This is a genomic window from Mycobacterium sp. NGS54, from assembly GCF_059812465.1.
Map to the genome: position 1 here is coordinate 216,825 of NZ_JCALCS010000007.1, position 14,081 is coordinate 230,905.

A 14,081-nucleotide genomic window follows, 5' to 3' on the forward strand; every position below is an offset into this window, starting at 1 on the left:
CAGTTTGACGGCCATTTCGGACCGGACGTGGGCTCCGTCACAGTAGGCTCGGCTTTGCCTGGCAATCACCCGGTTGGGACCGAGTCGAGGGGAGACGGCCGTGTCGTTCGTGATCGCAGAACCGGAACTGATGACGGCAGCGGCCGACAACCTGGCGGGTATCCGTTCCTCCTTCACTGAGGCCACCGCTGCGGCGGCGGCCCCCACGACCGGGGTCGCGGCCGCCGCGGCCGACGAGGTGTCGGTCGCGATCTCCGAGGTGTTCGGCAGGTTCGGCCGGGACTTCCAGTCCCTCAGCTCCGAGGCGGCGGCGTTTCAGGACGAGTTTGTGGGCCTGTTGAACGGTGGCGCCGCGGCATATCTGAGCACCGAGATCGCCAACGTCGAGCAGGGCCTGGCGAACGCCGTGAACGCCCCGGCCCAGGCGTTGGGCGGCGCGGCCGCCGCCCTCGTCCCGGGCGGCGCCTACGGGCAGCTGATCGCCATGACGTCGGCGAACATGCAATCCCTCCTGACTACCTGGACGGCCGACCCGTTCCCGTTCCTGCGCCAGGTCATCGCAAACCAGATTGGGTACTGGCAGCAGATCGCCACGGCGCTCAACTACACCATCCAGAACTTCCCGGCCGTGTTGGCGAATTTGCCGGCGACCATCCAGGCCGCCTTCCAGCAACTGCTGGCGTTCAACCCGGTTACGGCCCTGCAGAATTTCGTCGCCACACAGATCGGCTTCGCCCGGGAGTTCGTTACCAACCTTTACGCCGCGACGACCGGCATCATCGCCGGCCTGCCCGCTTTCGGCGCGGAGCTACGGGTGGCCTTGCAAGCCGTCCTGGCCGGCGATTACTTCGGCGCGGTGCAGGACGTCGCGCAGGCGTTCTCGAATCTCCTTGTCACGGGGTTCGATTCCGGCACCCCGGTGATCAGCCAAAGTGGAGGAAGCATCTTTCCCCCGGTCCTTCCCACTGTGACTGCCACGACGAATCCCACCCTGCTCGGTCCGCTGGGGAATCTGTTCGCCGTCGCGAACATCCCCGGCCAAGAGGCGCAGTACCTCACCAACCTGATGCCGCCGTCCATCCCCCGGCAGATGGCGCAGAACTTCACCAACGTGCTCAATGTGCTTACGATTCCCAGCATTTCGGCAACCGCCACGTTACCCCTGGCCGACCCCACGACCGGGTCGCTTAGCGTCTACTTCGGGTTGCCGTTGGTGCTCACCTATTCGGCGATTGGCGCGCCGCTCGCGGCCCTTAACGGGCTGGCAGCCAGCGCGACGGCGGTGCAGCAGGCCCTGTTGGCCGGCGACCCCGTTGGAGCGTTCGGCGCGCTCGTCGACTCGCCGGCCGTCGTGGCGAACGGCTTCCTCAATGGCGAAACCATTGTGGATATGACGATCCCGGTGCCGGTGTATTACCAACTGCCGCAACCACCGCCACCTTTGCCACCTATTCCTCCCGTCAGCTTCACCGCGCAGATCGTTCTCCATCTACCCTTCGACGGCATTCTTGTTCCTCCACATACCCTTACGGGCACGGTATCCCTTACCAGCCCCATCTCTGCTGGCCCGTTTCCGGTGACCATCTTCGGCACGCCGTTCATGGGATTCGTCCCGCTGATGGTCAACTACCTGCCCCAACAGCTCGCGGCAGCCATCACTCCGACGGGCTGACTAAAGCCACCAGCGTTCCAGCACTCGTCCCACCCCGTCGTCGCTGTTGGGCGCGGTGACCTCGTCTGCGGCGGCCAGCACGTCGGGATGCGCGTTGCCCATCGCCACACCGTGGCCCGCCCACAGCAGCATCGGGATGTCGTTGGGCATGTCGCCGAAGGCCACCACCTCCTCGCTGGTGATCCCCTGCGGCTTGGCGACCTCCTCCACGCCGCTGGCCTTGCTGATCCCCAACGGCACGATTTCGACCAGCCCATTGTTGGTGGAGTAGGTGATATCGCCTTCAATGCCAACATGTTTGGCGAGTTCGGCGGCCATGTCCGAACTGCGGGCACCCGCCTTGCGGATCAGCAGCTTGATGGCCGGGGCGCTGAGCAGGTCGGCAACCGACACCTCGGTGTTGTCCGGGTTCAGCCACGCGTGCTCGTAGCCCGGCGAGCTGATGAACTGGGGCGTCGCCGTGTCGTGCGCGCGTTCGCCGATCCGCTCGACGGCCAGTCCCGCGCCCGGGATGACGCGCGTCGCCAGCTCGGCCAACTCCGCCAGCGTGTCGACGGCCAACGTTCGCGACGACAGCACGCGGTCGTTCGCGGGGTCGTACAGAACGGCGCCGTTGGCGCACACCGCGATCGGCGCGAAGCCGAGCGCCTGCACCACGGGCCGTATCCAGCGTGGCGGCCGACCGGTCGCCACGACGAACTGCGCCCCGGCGGCGACCGCAGCACGCACCGCGTCACGGGTGCGCGGGGAGATGGTCTCGTTTTCGTCGAACAAGGTGCCGTCGACGTCGCAAGCGATCAGCGCCGGCAAGGTCATTGAGCGAATCCGCCTTCTCTCAGTGGATTCCGCTTTGGCTCTGGCCCGGCCGCGTCACGCCGTCGGTGCCGGATCGTTGGATCCGCTCCTGCAATTCGGCCAGCCGGATCGCCCTGGAATCGTCCTGGTTTGGCGCGGAACCGCCCAGCCGGCGCGGGACCCAAAACTCGCCCTCGGGATGCGGATACTGCTCCTGCACCCGGTACAGCATCGCGTTCATCGTCTGGCGCACCGCGGCGATGAGCTGCTCGGCGTTGCCCTGCGGCGCCAGCGGCCGCCCGGCGGCCACAGTGATCGGGACCTTGTTGCGGAACACCTTCTTTGGATGATCCTTGGGCCAAATCCGGTGCGCGCCCCAGACGATCATGGGGATGATCGGCACCCCGGCCTCCAGCGCCATGCGGGCCGCTCCCGATTTGAATTCCCGGAGTTCGTAGCTGCGGCTGATGGTGGCCTCGGGATGGAGCCCGACGAGTTCACCCTCGCGCAGCTTCTGCACGGCCACCGCGTACGCTTCCTCCCCGTTTCGGCGGTCCACCGGAATGAGCTGGCAGTGCTTGATCACGAAATTGACCGCCTTCACCTCCGCCATCTCGGCCTTGATCATGAAGCGCAGCCGTCGCTTGCGTTCTTTGGCGGCGATGGACGCCGGCATCCAGTCCAGGTAACTGGTGTGGTTGAGCGCGATCAGGGCGCCGCCGCGCGCCGGAATGTTTTCCAGGCCTTCGTAATTGAGCTTGGTTCCGTTCATCGCAGCGAACGCGGGAACAACCACCTCCGCCAAGCGGAAAAACGGCTCTGCCATGTTCCTCTCCTTCCCCCTAACGCGACTGATGCGGGGTACGGTGGGCAGCCCTCCGGGCCGACCTTGCCGCCGCCTCGTCGGCCTCTATCTGCGCCGCCTCGGCCAAGGTCGGCGCGCCGCCGCCGAGCCGGCGCGGCACCCAGTACGCGCCCGCGGGGTGCGGATAGTGCTGCTGCGCCCGATGCAGCAGCGCCGTCATCGATTCACGCAGCGCGGCATTGGTGGAGTCGACGTCCTCGGCGGCCCGCACCGGCGCCCCCACCTGCACGCTGACCGGCAGCTTCTTGCGGCCGACGTTGCGGGGATGGTCCTTGGTCCAGATCCGATGCGCACCCCAGACGATCACCGGGACGATCGGGACGTTCGCTTCGATGGCCATCCGCGCCGCGCCCGTCTTGAACTCCTTGAGCTCGAAACTGCGGCTGATCGTTGCCTCCGGATAGACGCCGACCAGCTCCCCCTCGCGCAGGTGCCGCACGGCCACCGCGTAGGCGTCCGCCCCGGCACCACGATCCACGGGAATGGTGCGGGTGTGCTTGATCAGGAAATTGACCACCTTCACCTGCTGCATCTCGGCTTTGATCATGAATCTAAGCCGACGGCGGCGCCGATGCACGGCTAATGCGGCAGGCAGAAAGTCGACGTAGCTGGTGTGGTTGATCGCGATGACGGCCCCGCCGCGGTCGGGGATGTTCTCCTCGCCGCCGTAGGTGATTCGCGTGCCGGTGGCCAGGACGACGAGCTGGGCCAGGATCTCGAGCGTGCGAAAGGTCGGCTCCGCCATCGTTTACTGCTCCGGCGCCCCAGTGGTCCGGGCGCGACGGGCGGCCCGCGCGGCGGCCTCCTCGGCATCCATTTGGGCAGCCTCAGCTAACGATGGGGCGCCGCCGCCCAGCCGGCGCGGCACCCAGAACTCCCCGGCCGGATGGGGTCCATATTGTTCTTGGGCCCGCTCCAGCAAATGTTGCATCCGCGAATGCAACAGCCCCTTGAGCTCCTCGACGGCCAGCGTCGGCTCGATCGGTTCGCCGGCGAGCACCACGATCGGCACCTTCGGGCGCCACAACTTCTTGGGGTGCCCCTTGGTCCAGATCCGCTGCGCGCCCCAGACGATGTGCGGAACGATCGGGACGCCCGCGTCGATCGCCATCCGGGCCGCACCCGACTTGAACTCCTTGATCTCGAAGCTGCGACTAATCGTGGCTTCGGGATAGACGCCCACCAGCTCACCGTCTTTGAGGTTCCGGACGGCGGCCTCGTAGGACGCGGCCCCGTCCTGCCGGTCCACCGAGATGTGCCGCAGGCTGCGCATGATCGGCCCGGTGATCTTGTTGTCGAACACCTCCTGCTTGGCCATAAACCGCACCTTGCGCCCGAGGCCCTGCTTGTACGCGGGCAAACCCGCGAAGGTGAAGTCCAGGTAACCGGTGTGGTTGATCGCGATGACGGCGCCGCCGGTCTTCGGCAAGTTCTCCACACCCGACACTGAGATCTTGAGACCCTGGATGCGCCAGACCAAGCGGGCAAGCTGGATGATTGTCCCGTATACCGGTTCCACAGCGCTTCAGCCTAGTGCTCCCGACTGTGAGGCGCCTCAACCGCCAAAGAGAGGCAACCGTTGTCGGTCCCCGCTTCGCCGCCCGCCGTCCCGCCGCTCGTCACCAGGTTCGCCGACGGCAGGCCCGTCCGGGCTATCTGGGTCAATGAGCTGGGCGGCGTCACCTTCCGGGTGGGTCCTGGGCCTACCGGCACGGAGTTCATCAAGGTCGCTGACGCGGCCATCGCCGACTTCGCCGACGAGGCGGAGCGGCTGGGCTGGGCCGCCCGGTACGTAACCGTGCCGCGCGTGCTGGGCTTCGGCCTCGACGGGGGGTTGGCGTGGCTCCGCACCGGCGCGCTGCCCGGCGTGTCCGCGGTGCACCCCCGATGGCTGGCGGCACCGGACGTCGCCGTGCGCGCGATCGGCGCGGGGCTGCGACAGCTGCACGACCGAATGCCGGTCGCGTCCTGCCCTTTCGACGGGTCGGTGGCCGGCCGGCTGGCAATGCTGTCGCCGTCGGCGCGGGCGCGCCTGGGCCCGCCGCCGCCGATCGATCGGGCGGTGGTCTGCCACGGCGACGCGTGCTCACCCAACACGCTGATCGACGACGACGGCCGCTGCTGCGGGCACGTCGACTTCGGCGAACTCGGTGTCGCGGATCGGTGGGCCGACCTCGCGGTGGCGACGCTGTCATTGGGCTGGAACTATCCGGGCCGGGGGTGGGACGCGGAATTCTTCGGCGCCTACGGCGTCGACCCCGACCCGGAGCGCATCGACTACTACCGGTGGCTGTGGGACGCCGAAGACGCGGCCTCGCGCTAAGCTCGGGGGCTGAAAAGCCGTCCAACGTCGGCCGGCCCCCAACGTCCCTGAAAGGTATCAGTGCAGGTCACGAGCGTAGGCCACGCCGGATTCCTAATTGAGACCCGCGCGGGGAACATCCTTTGTGACCCCTGGGTCAATCCCGCCTACTTCGCGTCCTGGTTCCCCTTCCCGGACAACAGCGCGCTGGATTGGGACCAGCTGGGCGCCTGCGACTACCTGTACGTCTCGCACCTGCACAAGGACCACTTCGACGCCAAGAATCTGCGCGAGCACGTCAACAAGGACGCGGTGGTGCTGCTGCCCGACTTCCCGGTCCCCGACCTGCGAAACGAATTGCAAAAGCTGGGCTTTCATCGGTTTTTCGAGACCACCGACTCGACCACCCACCGGATCAGCGGACCCAAGGGCGACCTCGACATCATGATCATCGCCCTGCGCGCCCCGGCCGACGGCCCGATCGGGGACTCAGCGCTGGTCGTCTCCGACGGCGACACAACGGTTTTCAACATGAACGACGCCCGGCCGGTGGACCTGGACGTGCTGGCGGCCGACTTCGGCCAGGTCGACGTGCACCTGCTGCAGTACTCCGGGGCGATCTGGTACCCGATGGTCTACGACATGCCGGCCCGCGCCAAGGAGTCGTTCGGCATCCAGAAGCGGCAGCGCGGAATGGACCGCGCCCGGCAGTACATCGCCCAGGTCGGGGCGACCTGGGTCGTACCGTCGGCCGGGCCGCCGTGCTTTTTGGACCCCGAGTTGCGCCACCTCAACGACGACCACGGCGATCCGGCCAACATCTTCCCCGACCAGATGGTCTTCCTGGAACAGATGCGCACGCATGGACACGACGGCGGCCTGCTGATGATGCCCGGGTCGACCGCGGACTTCACCGGCACGACGCTGAACTGGCTTCGCCATCCGCTGCCCGACGACGAGGTCGAGGCCATCTTCACCACCGGCAAATCGGCCTACATCGCCGACTACGCCGACCGGATGGCCTCGGTGTTGGCCGCCGAGCGCGCAAGCTGGGCCCCCGCCGCCGGCGAGCCGCTGCTGGAACAGCTGCGCGCGCTCTTCGAGCCGATCATGCTGCAGAGCGACGAGATCTGCGACGGCATCGGCTATCCCGTCGAGCTCGTCACCGGCCCCGAAACGGTGATCCTGGACTTCCCGAAAAGAACTGTGCGCGAACGGATTCCCGCCGAAAAGATCCGCTACGGTTTTTCCATCGCGCCCGAGTTGGTGCGCACGGTGCTGCGCGATCACGAACCCGACTGGGTCAATACCATCTTCTTGTCCACCCGTTTCACCGCGTGGCGGGTGGGCGGCTACAACGAGTACCTGTACACGTTCTTCAAGTGCCTGACCGACGAACGGATCGCCTACGCCGACGGCTGGTTCGCCGAGACCCACGACGACTCCGCGTCGATCACGATGGACGGCTGGGAGATTCAGCGCCGATGCCCCCACCTCAAGGCCGACCTGTCCAAATTCGGTGTGATAGAGGAAGACACGCTGACCTGCAACCTGCACGGGTGGCAGTGGCGCCTGGACGACGGCCGTTGTCTGACCGCGCGCGGCCACCAGCTGCGGAGTGCGAAGAAATGAACTCCAGCTACGACGACGGGCTGGTCCAACTGGACCGCACGGCGATCACGTTGCGCCGCTACCACTTTCCTTCCGGCACGTCGAAGGTGATCGCGCTGGACGCCGTCGACGGGTATACGGCCGAGGCGTTGGGCATGTTCATGCAGCGCTTCCGCATCTGGGGCAGCTCCGACCTACGCCGCTGGCTGCCCCTGGACGTGCAACGGCCGTTCAAGTCCACGTTGATCACCCTGGACGTCCCCGGCGCCTGGCCGAGCCCGGCATTCACGCCGGCGCGCCCGGACGAGTTCGTCGCGCTGCTGGACGAACTGCTGGGCGAGCGCGGTTAGCGGCCCTTAGCGGCCCAGGTCGTCCAGTGCCGCTCGGGCGGCGTTGTAGCCGGGGATGAACGTGATGCCCGGGCCACCGTGGCAGCCCGCGCCGCCAAGGTACAGCCCCTGAATCGGGATCGGTTGGCCGCGAAAGCCTCTCGGGCCCGGCCGGTTCGGCCCGATCTGATCGGAGCTCAAGAGCCCGTGGCAGTAGTCGCCGCCCGGGGCGCCGAACATCACGCCCATGTGCCTGGGCGTGAACGTGGTGTGCCGGATGATGCTGCGCTCGAAGTTCGGCGCCAGCCGGGTGATCTTGTCGATGACGCGCTGGCCCATCTCGACCTTCGTCTGGCCGTAGTCCGCACCGCCCTCGATCGGGAACCACAGCGCGAACGCCGACGCGGCGTGCTTGCCCTCGGGCGCCAGGTCGGGATCGTTCTGCGAGGGGATCTGCAACACCACCGTCGGGTCGGCCGGCACGATGCCGCGCCGCGCGTCCTCCCACTGCTGCTGGACTTCCTCCGGGGTGCAGAACAGGCCGATCGAGGCCTGCATCGCCGGCTCGTTGAGCGCCTCGTAGGGCGGGGCGAACTCGGGGGCCTCGTCCAGCGCGAAATGCATCTGCAGGTAGCTGCCGCGGTGGTCGATCCCCGCGTACCGCTCGCGGATGTCGGCCGGCAGCGCCGCGGGGTCGATCAGGTCGTTCAGCGTCATGTCCGGCGCAAGGTTCGAGACGACGACCGGCGCCGTCAGGGTGTCGCCCGCCTCGGTGCGCACCCCGGTCACCCGCCCGTCGGCGACCAGGATTTCGGTCACCTTGGTGCGCAGCCGCACCTCGCCGCCCTGGCTTTCCAACAGCTCGGCCAGGTGCGCGGTGAGCGCGCCGATGCCGCCGCGCAGCTTCTTCATCTGCATGGTGTCGCCGTCGGGAACTCCGAGCCCGAAGGCCAGCGCCGCCGCGCTGCCCGGGGTGGACGGCCCGCGGTAGAGGGTGTTGACGGCCAGCACGGTCATCGAGCCGCGCAGCGCGCCGTGCTTCTCGCGGTCCGGCAGGTAGCGATCCAGCACGTCGGTGACCGAGCCGAACAGCATGTCGTCGATGGCCGAGCGCTCGAATTCGTTGGTGGCGCAGGCGTACATCTCGTCGAAGGTCTTGGGCTCCGTCCCCGCCTCGAAGCGGCCCAGCGCCCGGGTGGGCGCCTGGCTCCAGGCCATCAGGCCCGCCATCCCGTTGACGGCGTCCGCGCCGTGCACCTCGTTGAGGTGGGTGAACAACTTGATCGGGTCGCTGTACTGGATCAGCGGGTCGTCACCGACGCCCCGCACCGCGACCGACATCACCTCCAGGTCCAGCGTCTCGAGGGTGTCCAGGCCCAGTTCCTCGACCACCACCGACGCCGTCGGGAACTGCACCGAGCCGGCGATCTCGAATTGGTACCCGTCGAAAAGCTCGACGGTGGAAGCCATCCCACCGGCATACAGCTTGGCGTCCAGGCACACCGTTCGCAGCCCGGCCTTTTGCAGCAGCACCGCCGCGGCCAACCCGTTGTGTCCCGCGCCGATGACGATCGCGTCATATTCAGTCATGTCCCTGCCCTCCAAAAAAGGAGGCTGGCACGGCGGTGAAGTTTTGTCAATTGTGACGAAACCAGGGTCAGGCCCCGGCGGCCCAGGCGTCGGTGATGCCGGCCCGCAGCGACTCCAGCGCGACGTGGGATACCCGGGCCAGCTCGCCCAGCGACCGATCCTCGCCGATCATCCAGAATTCCATCGCACCGAAAACCGCCGCCGCGATGCAGCGCGCCGTCACCGCGGCGCGCAGCCGGGCATCCGGCGTCGCGGCCGCGGCGCAGCTACGCCGGTGCAGCTGGTCCTGGATGGCATTGGCGAAGTCGGCCTGCACTTCCTGGATGTGGCGCACGATGCGGCCGGGATCGATCTCGCCGCCCCGCAAGGCGGCGATCTTCGCCACGGCCTCAACGTCATACGGGAACGAGAAGACGGCCGCTTGCACCGAATCGATGATCGGTTCGTCGGCGGGACGGGCGTCCAGCGCGGCGCGAAACCAGTTCAGCCCGGTGTAGTCGGCAAACAGCAGGTCGTGCTTGGACCGGAAGTGGCGATAGAACGTCCGCAGCGACACCCCGGCGTCCGCCGCGATCTGCTCGGCCGACGTCTCCTCGACACCCTGGGCGAGGAACCGCACCAGGGCGGCCTGTATCAGCGCCTCCCGGGTGCGTTCGCTGCGCGCCGTCTGCGCGGGCCTGACCATGCTCAGTAAGGTACCCCAGTATTTGTGTGTCAATATTGACAAAACTTCGGGATGAGGGTGACACTTCGCCCATGATCTGGCTCTACATTCACGCAATCCTCGGGATCGCCGTCATCGGCTGGATTATCGCGTCGAACCCGAAGATCTACGCCAAACCCGCGGACGGACCGTGGTTCTCGCCGCTGGAACTCGTGTACTACGCCGCGGGCATCGCCTCGATCGCGCTGGGCTGGTACTTCAACATTCACTTCGTGCTCGCCGCGCACGGCGAGGGCAGCATCGTCTCCGGGCCGGCCAGCTACCCGCACTTCCTCGCGCAGCAGTTCGGCAACCCGGCCGCCGGTTCGGGCAGCCAGGACTACATCATCTCGAATGTCATTCTGCTGCCGGTGTTTACGATCGTCGACGGCTACCGGCGCGGCGTCCGGCGCCCGTGGCTGTTCTTCCTGGCCAGCTTCTTCACCAGCTTTTCCTTCCCGCTGGCCTGGTACTTCGCCACCATGGAGCGGATGCGCCGCCACGAGCGCGCCCGCCAGCCGGTGAACGCCTGACTCAGCGCGTGGTCTCGGCCCATCGCTGAGCCCACCGCTCGAGCGGGCTGAGCGCCTTGCCGAGGGAGCGACCCTGCTCGCTCAGTTCGTAGCTCTGGTCGTCTCGCTGCACGACGAGGCCCGCGTCGGTCAGCTCACCGAGGCGGTCATAAAGAACGCTCGGCGACATGCCGTCGCAGCGGTCACGCAGCGAGCGGGCCCCGAGCGGGCCGTCCCGAAGCTCCCACAGGATCCGCAGCGACCAGCGCCGGCCGAGTAGGTCCAGGGCGGCCATCAGCGGCCGTCCCGTCGTCGACCCGCGCACCGGCGCGCCCGGGCGGACCCCTGATTGACGTTTCGATTTCCGTAACGTAGTTTCTTCCCTCATGGTTACGGAAATAGTAACGCCCCGGATCGGGGCGCTCGACCCGCCCCACGAGCCGGCGGTGGCCGCCCAGCTGAACAAGATGATGCCGCCGGGGGTGCCGCCGATCGCGTTGTTTCGCACCGTGGTGCGAAACCTGCCCATGACCGAGGCCATGACGCTGTGGGGCAGCTACGAGCTCAGCCGCGCGCTGTCACTATCCCTGCGCGACCGCGAGGTCGTCATCGACCGCACCTGCGCGCGCTGCGGGTGCGAGTACGAATGGGGCGTGCACATCGCCTTTTTCGCCGAGCGGGCGGGGTTTGATCGGGACCAGGTCCGTTCCCTGACCCATGGCGGTCCCGACGACCCGTGCTGGGCCGCCGAGCGCGATCGGCTGTTGATTCGCGCGGTCGACGCGCTATGCGACCACCGGGACATCGACGACGCCCTGTGGGCGGCGCTGCGCGGCGAGTTCGACGAACGCGAACTTCTCGACCTCACCATGCTGTGCGGCTGGTATCACGCGATCAGCTTCACCGCGCGGGCCGCCCGCGTCCCGCTGGAGGCGGGCAGCCCCACCTTCGCCGGCGTGCTGCTCTAGGGCTCGAGCACCTCGGTGCCCACGAACGGCACCAGCGCGGCCGGCACCCGCACGCTGCCGTCGGGCTGCTGATGGTTCTCCAGGATCGCAACCAGCCACCGGGTGGTGCCGAGCGTGCCGTTGAGCGTGGCCGCGATCTGCGGCTTGCCCGCGTCGTCCCGATAGCGCGTCGCCAGCCGGCGCGCTTGGAACGTGGTGCAGTTCGACGTCGACGTCAGCTCGCGGTAGGTCCCCTGGGTGGGAACCCATGCCTCGCAGTCGAATTTGCGCGCGGCCGACGAGCCGAGGTCACCCGCGGCCACGTCGATCACCCGGTACGGCACCTCGATCAGGGCCAGCATCTCGCGCTGCCAGCCCAGCAGCCGTTGGTGTTCGGCCTCGGCGTCGGCGGGCGCGCAGTAGACGAACCCCTCCACCTTGTCGAACTGGTGCACCCGGATGATGCCGCGGGTGTCCTTGCCGTAGCTGCCGGCCTCCCGCCGGAAGCACGAGGACCAGCCCGCGTAGCGCCGCGGCCCGCCGGACAGGTCCAGGATCTCGTCGGAGTGGTAGCCCGCCAGCGGCACCTCGGACGTCCCCACCAGGTACAGGTCGTCGGCCTCGACCCGGTACACCTCGTCGGCGTGGGCGCCCAGAAATCCGGTGCCCGCCATCACCTCCGGGCGCACCAGCACCGGCGGGATCATCGGGATGAAGCCGTTCTCGACGGCCAGCCGCAGCGCCAGCTGCAGTAGGCCCAGCTGCAGCAGGGCGCCCCGGCCGGTAAGGAAGTAGAACCGCGAGCCGGCCACCTTGGCGCCGCGTTGCATGTCGATGAGGCCGAGCGATTCGCCGAGTTCCAAATGGTCCCTGGGGTTTTCGATCGCCGCCGGCTCGCCGACCACGTCCAGGACGCGGTAGTCGTCCTCGCCGCCGGCGGGCACCCCGTCGACGATGATGTTCGAGATCGCCATGTGTGCCGCGGTGAACGCGGCCTCGGCGTTCACCTGAGCGGCTTCGGCGGCCTTCACCTGCTCGGCGAGCTCCTTGGCCCGCGCCAGCTTGGCGGGGCGTTCCTCGGCCGACGCGGCGCCCACGCTCTTGCTGGCGGCTTTCTGTTCGGCGCGCAAGCCGTCGGCCGCCGAAATCGCCGAGCGGCGCTCGGCGTCGGCGGCCAGCAAGACGTCCACGAGCGCCGGGTCTTCGCCTCGGCTGACTTGCGAACGGCGCACGGCGTCGGGGTCTTCCCGGAGCAGCTTCAGGTCGATCACGGCCCCGACACTACTTTCGCGGCCCTGGCGAGATGCCAGGCCACCCCGCCAACTAGCGCCCCACATACCACATCTGCAACTTTTGTCACGTCACTCATGTGGCCCTGTCAGAATGGAGCCGATGTCGCAAGCGCCGGAAAAGGAAATTTCGGAAGCCAGCACCCCCGCCGGCTCCCGCGACGACGCGGCGAAACAACCACCCGGCGGCTTCCCATGGCCGCGCGGGCTGCAGGCGACGGCGACCAGGCGGGCGCTGTTGCTCACCGCGCTCGGCGGCCTGCTGATCGCCGGACTGGTCACCGCGATTCCGGTCGGCGGCGGGCCCGGGCGGCTGGCCGGCTACATCGACCCGGTGCCCAACACCGTGACCAAGAGCGACGCCGCGTTCAGCCGCGCCAAGGGCGGCGATTGCCTGATGTGGCCGGATGCCACCCCCGAGTCCGCGAGCATCGTCAACTGCACCGAGAACCACAAGTTCGAGGTCGCCGAGTCCGTCGACATGCGGACGTTCCCCGGCTCGGAGTACGGGCCCAGCGCCGCTCCGCCGTCGCCGGCCCGGATCCAGCAGATGACCCAGGAACAGTGCGAGCCGGCGGTGCACAACTACCTGGGCGCCAAGTTCGATCCCAACAGCAAGTTCATGATCAGCCTGCTGTGGGCCGGCGACCGGGCCTGGCGCCAGTCCGGCGACCGCCGCATGCTGTGCGGGCTGCAGCTGCCGGGCGGCAACAATCAGCAGCAGGCGTTCAAGGGCAAGGTGGCCGACGTCGACCAGTCCAAAGTCTGGCCGACCGGCACCTGCCTGGGCATCGACCCGGCGATCAACCAGCCCACGGACGTGCCGGTCGACTGCGCGACCCCGCACGCGATGGAGGTCACCGGCACGGTGAACCTGGCCGAGAAGTTTCCCGGTCCGCTGCCGTCCGAGCCCGACCAGGACGGGTTCATCAAGGACTCCTGCACCAAGATGACCGACGCCTACCTCGCGCCGACCAAGCTGCGCACCACCACGCTGACGCTGATCTATCCGACGGTGTCGCTGCCGAGTTGGTCGGCCGGTAGCCGCGAGGTCGCCTGCAGCATCGGCGCCACGCTGGGCAACGGCGGCTGGGCCACGCTGGTGAACAGCGCCAAGGGCCAGCTGCTGATCAACGGTCAGGCGCCGATCGCCCCGCCCGACATTCCCGAGGAGCGGCTGACGATGCCGCCGATACCGGTTCAGGCGCCGAGCCAGCCCACCCAGGCCAGCACCGCGCCGGACGCCATCCCGCCGAACAATCAGCACCTGCCCGGCCAGCAGCCGGTCGTGACGCAACCGCAGGCGCCGGCAACCCAGGCACCGGCCACCCAAGCGCCGCAAGACGTTCCGCCCCCAGCCGACGGCGGGGCGCCGCCGCCAGCCCCGGCCCCGGCGCCGGAGGCGCCCCCGGCACCGCCGGCTGAACCGGCCCCGGCCCCGGCGGGATAGCCGCGTGCCCGTGCGG

Annotated in this window: 15 protein-coding genes; 7 read left to right on the forward strand and 8 right to left on the reverse strand. The window is 68.2% G+C overall.

Features of this window, described 5'->3' with window-relative positions:
• The first annotated feature begins 100 nt into the window (after window positions 1-100).
• Window positions 101-1,672, forward strand: coding sequence for a PE family protein (locus tag AC5Y5E_RS23200; RefSeq protein WP_499905330.1), 1,572 nt, complete (start codon window positions 101-103; stop codon window positions 1,670-1,672).
• Here the strand turns inward: AC5Y5E_RS23200 and AC5Y5E_RS23205 are convergent, their stop codons facing one another.
• Genes AC5Y5E_RS23205 through AC5Y5E_RS23220 form a run of 4 tightly spaced genes read right to left on the reverse strand, consistent with a single transcriptional unit; the run spans window position 1,673 to window position 4,851 of the window.
• Window positions 1,673-2,488, reverse strand: a complete 816-nt coding sequence (locus AC5Y5E_RS23205) for an HAD family hydrolase (protein WP_499905332.1) — start codon at window positions 2,486-2,488, stop codon at window positions 1,673-1,675.
• Window positions 2,489-2,507: 19 nt separating this feature from the next.
• The gene (locus AC5Y5E_RS23210; RefSeq protein ID WP_499905333.1) at window positions 2,508-3,293 is read right to left on the reverse strand and encodes a lysophospholipid acyltransferase family protein; all 786 of its coding nucleotides are present in this window, start codon (window positions 3,291-3,293) and stop codon (window positions 2,508-2,510) included.
• Between the two features lie 16 nt (window positions 3,294-3,309).
• On the reverse strand, window positions 3,310-4,077 hold the full coding sequence (locus tag AC5Y5E_RS23215) for a lysophospholipid acyltransferase family protein (protein ID WP_499905334.1): 768 nt from the start codon (window positions 4,075-4,077) through the stop codon (window positions 3,310-3,312).
• A gap of 3 nt (window positions 4,078-4,080) precedes the next feature.
• Complete coding sequence (locus AC5Y5E_RS23220; protein WP_499905335.1) at window positions 4,081-4,851, reverse strand: lysophospholipid acyltransferase family protein; 771 nt, start codon at window positions 4,849-4,851, stop codon at window positions 4,081-4,083.
• Between the two features lie 60 nt (window positions 4,852-4,911).
• On the opposite strand from AC5Y5E_RS23220, the gene AC5Y5E_RS23225 reads away from it, so the two are divergent.
• Genes AC5Y5E_RS23225 through AC5Y5E_RS23235 form a run of 3 tightly spaced genes read left to right on the forward strand, consistent with a single transcriptional unit; the run spans window position 4,912 to window position 7,595 of the window.
• Window positions 4,912-5,655, forward strand: coding sequence for a phosphotransferase (locus AC5Y5E_RS23225; protein ID WP_499905337.1), 744 nt, complete (start codon window positions 4,912-4,914; stop codon window positions 5,653-5,655).
• Window positions 5,656-5,715: 60 nt separating this feature from the next.
• Window positions 5,716-7,266 (forward strand): Rieske 2Fe-2S domain-containing protein, encoded by a 1,551-nt coding sequence (locus AC5Y5E_RS23230; protein WP_499905338.1) that lies wholly within the window; start codon window positions 5,716-5,718, stop codon window positions 7,264-7,266.
• Window positions 7,263-7,595 (forward strand): hypothetical protein, encoded by a 333-nt coding sequence (locus tag AC5Y5E_RS23235; RefSeq protein ID WP_499905339.1) that lies wholly within the window; start codon window positions 7,263-7,265, stop codon window positions 7,593-7,595. The genes AC5Y5E_RS23230 and AC5Y5E_RS23235 overlap by 4 nt, the downstream gene beginning before the upstream one ends.
• Before the next feature lie 6 nt (window positions 7,596-7,601).
• Here the strand turns inward: AC5Y5E_RS23235 and AC5Y5E_RS23240 are convergent, their stop codons facing one another.
• Entirely contained in the window at window positions 7,602-9,164 is a 1,563-nt protein-coding gene (locus AC5Y5E_RS23240) for a phytoene desaturase family protein (protein WP_499905341.1), read from the reverse strand.
• A gap of 67 nt (window positions 9,165-9,231) precedes the next feature.
• Window positions 9,232-9,849 (reverse strand): TetR/AcrR family transcriptional regulator, encoded by a 618-nt coding sequence (locus AC5Y5E_RS23245; RefSeq protein ID WP_499905343.1) that lies wholly within the window; start codon window positions 9,847-9,849, stop codon window positions 9,232-9,234.
• A 71-nt stretch (window positions 9,850-9,920) separates the two neighbouring features.
• Here AC5Y5E_RS23245 and AC5Y5E_RS23250 point away from each other — a divergent pair, with 71 nt between their 5' ends.
• On the forward strand, window positions 9,921-10,400 hold the full coding sequence (locus AC5Y5E_RS23250) for a DUF2834 domain-containing protein (protein WP_499905344.1): 480 nt from the start codon (window positions 9,921-9,923) through the stop codon (window positions 10,398-10,400).
• Between the two features lies 1 nt (window position 10,401).
• On the opposite strand, the gene AC5Y5E_RS23255 is transcribed toward AC5Y5E_RS23250, so the two are convergent.
• A complete protein-coding gene (locus tag AC5Y5E_RS23255; protein WP_499905345.1) occupies window positions 10,402-10,767 on the reverse strand; it encodes a winged helix-turn-helix transcriptional regulator in 366 nt (121 codons plus the stop codon).
• On the opposite strand from AC5Y5E_RS23255, the gene AC5Y5E_RS23260 reads away from it, so the two are divergent.
• Window positions 10,766-11,347, forward strand: a complete 582-nt coding sequence (locus AC5Y5E_RS23260) for a carboxymuconolactone decarboxylase family protein (RefSeq protein WP_499905347.1) — start codon at window positions 10,766-10,768, stop codon at window positions 11,345-11,347. The two genes, AC5Y5E_RS23255 and AC5Y5E_RS23260, sit on opposite strands and share 2 nt — an antisense overlap.
• Here the strand turns inward: AC5Y5E_RS23260 and serS are convergent.
• Window positions 11,344-12,597: a serine--tRNA ligase gene (gene serS, locus AC5Y5E_RS23265; protein WP_499905348.1), complete on the reverse strand. Its 1,254-nt coding sequence runs from the start codon at window positions 12,595-12,597 to the stop codon at window positions 11,344-11,346. The genes AC5Y5E_RS23260 and serS overlap by 4 nt on opposite strands.
• Before the next feature lie 112 nt (window positions 12,598-12,709).
• On the opposite strand from serS, the gene AC5Y5E_RS23270 reads away from it, so the two are divergent.
• A complete protein-coding gene (locus AC5Y5E_RS23270) occupies window positions 12,710-14,065 on the forward strand; it encodes a septum formation family protein (protein WP_499905349.1) in 1,356 nt (451 codons plus the stop codon).
• Window positions 14,066-14,081: the final 16 nt, after the last annotated feature.